Genomic DNA, 3,786 nt, shown 5'->3' on the forward strand with positions numbered 1-3,786 from the left:
CCCCCCCCCCCCCCCCCCCCCCCCCGCCGGGAGGTGGACCAGGTCCACCCGCTCCAGCACGCGGTCCGGAACCGGCGTGACCACCTGCACGGGGATGCCCCCCCGCTCGCGGTAGACCGTGCGGAGGATCTGGTGTCTCCGCACGATCTCCTTCAGCGCCCGCTCCAGGACGGCGGGGTCGAGCCCCGCGCCGCGCACGTGCTGCGCCGCGGGCACGCTGTAGAAGGCCGAGTCGGGCTCCACCTGCGCGAGCACCCAGAAGCGCTCCTGCCCGAAGGAGAGCGGCACCTCCTCGCCCTCGGCGCGCGGCGCGGCGACCAGGGGGGGAAGCCGGAGCGCGCGCGCCGCGTGCTGTCCCTCGTCCACGCGCGCGGCGAGCGCCCCGACGGTGGGGTGCTCGAACATCTCGCGCAGGGTCAGCTCGGTCCCGAACGCCTCGCGCACCCGGGAGAGCACCTGGGTGGCGAGGAGCGAATGGCCCCCGAGCGCGAAGAAGTCGTCGTGCGCGCCGACCTGGCCGATGCCGAGCACCTCGCTCCAGACGGCGGCGATCCGGTGCTCCGTGGCCGTGACGGGAGCCGCGTACGGGGCCGCGGCGTCGGGCCGGGGGTGGAGCGGGACCGGGGACCTCCGCTTGGACGGGCGGACCTCCCGCCACGGCGTGTGCCGGGCCCGGGAGGCTCCGTCGCGAGGCCGGGGGAGGGGGTCGATCCAGAAGCGCTGCCGCTCGAACGGGTACGTGGGGAGCGGGACGCGGCGGCGCTGCTCGCGGGCCCAGAACCCCTCCCAGTCGATCTCCGCCCCCGCCGCCCAGAGCCGCCCCAGCGTGGTCAGCACGAAGGCGCCGTCCCCCACCCGCGTGTACGCGTGCCGCAGCGACGCGAAGACGGTGCCCTCCACCGCGCCGGACTGCAGCGCGAAGGTGCCCAGCGTCCGCCCCGGGCCCACCTCGAGCAGGAGGCGGCCGGGCTCGCGGAGGACCTCCCGGATCCCCTCCGCGAAGCGCACCGTGCGGCACAGGTGCCCGGTCCAGTACGCCGGGTCGGCCGCTTCCTCCGCGGTGATCCAGGTCCCCGTCACGTTGGAGACGAGCGGGATCGTCGGCGCCTTCAGCTCCACCCGGCGGACCGTGTCGCCCAGCGCTTCCGCCACCGGCTGCATCCACGCCGAATGGAAGGCGTGGGACGCGTTCAGCCGCCGGCATGCGACTCCCCGCCCGGAGAGCTCCGTCTCCAGCCGCGCCACGCCCTCCGGGCTCCCGGACACGGTGCAGAGCGCGGGTGCGTTGACGGCCGCCAGCGCGAGCCCCTCCGCCAGGAGCGGCGAGAGCTCGTCCGGGGCGAGCGGCACGGCGAGCATGGCCCCGGCCGGGAGCGCCCCGGCCAGCCGCGCCCGCTCCGTAACCAGCGCCAGCGCGTCTTCCAGCGACAGGACCCCCGCGACCGTGGCGGCCACGTACTCGCCCAGCGAGTGGCCGATCATCGCGGCGGGCCGCACGCCCCAGCTCATCCACAGCCGCGCCAGGGCGTACTCCACCACGAAGACGGCGGGGTGCGCCACCTCCGTCCGCGCCAGCGGGGAGTCCGCCCCCGCCGGAGCCGCATCGCGGCCCAGCATCCGCCGCAGGTCCGTGGTCCCGTCGCTCCGCCCCTCGTCGGGCGCGGCGTCCGCGAAGAGCACCCCGCGCAGGTCCATCCCCAGGAGCGGGGCGAGGACCGCGGCGCAGCGGTCCACCTCGTCGCGGAAGACCGGCTCGGTGGCGTACAGTCCGCGCGCCATCCCGTCGTAGTGGTCGCCGAGCCCGGGGAAGAGGAAGACCACGGCGGGGTCCTCCCGCTCCCGCAGGCGGCCCGTCACGCGCCGTGGGTCGCGCGAGGCCAGCGCCGTGACGGCCTCCCCGCGGCCGGCGCAGAGCACGGCGCGCCGGTGCGCGAAGTGCCTGCGGCCCACCTGGAGCGTGTGGGCCACGTCCGCCAGCGCCTGCTCGGGGTGCAGGCGCAGGTGCTCCGCCAGCCGGTCGGTCGCCGCCTCCAGCGCCGCGGCGCTCCGGGCGGAGAGGAGGAGGAGCTGGTGGGGGCGAGAGGGGTCCGCCCTGCCGCGCGCCGCGGCGGGCGCCTCCTCCAGGACGACGTGCGCGTTGGTCCCGCCGATCCCGAACGCCGACACCCCGGCCCGGCGCGGCGCGCCGCTGCGCCGCCACGGCTTCAGCGCCGTGTTCACGTAGAAGGGGCTCTCCGCGAAGTCGATGGCCGGGTTCGGCCGCTGGAAGTTCAGGCTCGGCGGGATCTCCCTGTGCCACAGGGCGAGCACCGCCTTCATCAGCCCGGCGATCCCCGCCGCCGCGTCCAGGTGCCCGATGCTCGACTTGACCGACCCCAGCGCGCAGAAGCCCCGCTCCGCGGTCTCCTCCCGGAACGCGCGCGTCAGCGCGGCCACCTCGGTGGGGTCCCCCAGCTCCGTCGCCGAGCCGTGCCCCTCCACGTACCCGATGCTCTCCGCGGGGACGCCCGCGGCGGCCAGCGCGTCGGCGATGACCCGCGCCTGGCCGTCGCGCCGCGGCGCGGTGTAGCCGGCCCTGCGCGCGCCGTCGTTGTTCACCGCGCTGCCGCGGATCACCGCGTAGACGGTGTCGCCCGCGGCCAGCGCGTCGGAGAGGCGGCGCAGCACCACCACGCCCACCCCGCTCCCGGCCACGGTGCCGCGCGCCTCCGCGTCGTAGGAGCGGCACTGGCCCGTGGGGGACATCACCCCGCCGTCCTGGTGCAGGAAGCCGCCGACCTGCGGCAGGTTGAGGGTGGCGCCGCCGGCCAGCGCCATCTCGCACTCCCCGGAAAGGATGCTCCGGCACGCCAGGTGGAGAGCCACCAGCGACGACGAGCAGGCCGTCTGCACGTTCAGGCTCGGCCCCTCCAGCCCCAGCGCGTACGAGGTGCGCGTGGGGAGGAACTCGCTGTCGTTCCCCAGCTCCACCTGGGTCGCCCCTGCGCCTTCGACCAGCGCGGGGTGCGAAGCGACGTCCATCCAGTACCCGTTCAGGCCGGACCCGGTGAAGACGCCCACCCGCCCCGGGGCACGCACCGGGTCGTACCCGGCGCTCTCCACCGCCTCCCAGGCGCACTCCAGGAAGAGGCGGTGCTGCGGGTTGAGGACCGCGGCCTCCCGTGGGGAAAGGCCGAAGAAGCCGGCGTCGAACAGGTCCACGTCCTCCAGGACGCCGGCCGCGCGGATTAGGCGGGGGTTCGCCACCCGCGCCCGGTCCAGGCCCGCGGCCAGGAGCTCCTCGTCGCTGAACACGGTGATCCCGCTCACCCCCGCCCGCAGGTTGCGCCAGAACGCCTCCACCCCGCCGGCACCGGGAAAGCGCCCGGCCAACCCCACCACCGCCACCGCCTCGCCATCGGCGGCTCCGGCGGGACGGCGGGCGGGAGCGGGAGCCGGAGCGGCGTCCCCCCCGTCCAGGTGCCGGGCCAGCTCGGCGAGGGTGCGGTGCTGGAAGAGCTCGACGCGCGACAACCCCCGGCCGAGGCGCTCCTGCAGGAGGGGGTGCATGCGGATCATCAGGATGGAGTCCCCCCCCAGCTCAAAGAAGTTGTCGTGCACGCCGACGCGCTCCACGCGCAGCACCTCGGCCCAGACGGAGGCGAGCGCGTGCTCCGTCGCCGTGCGCGGCGCCTCGTACCCGCGCTCCTCCCCGGCCGAGTCGGGCGCCGGCAGCGCGCGCCGGTCCAGCTTGCCGTTGGCCGTCAGCGGCAGCGCCTCCAGGCGCACGAACGTCCCCGGGACCAT

The 3,786-nt window shown here is 76.4% G+C and carries 1 protein-coding gene; it reads right to left on the reverse strand.

All coding sequences use genetic code 11. From position 1 onward, the window contains the following. On the reverse strand, nt 1-3,786 hold a 3,786-nt coding region (locus VGR37_16825; protein ID HEV2149073.1), incomplete at both ends, for a beta-ketoacyl synthase N-terminal-like domain-containing protein.

The sequence above is a fragment of the Longimicrobiaceae bacterium genome, assembly GCA_035936415.1.
Classification (GTDB): domain Bacteria; phylum Gemmatimonadota; class Gemmatimonadetes; order Longimicrobiales; family Longimicrobiaceae; genus JAFAYN01.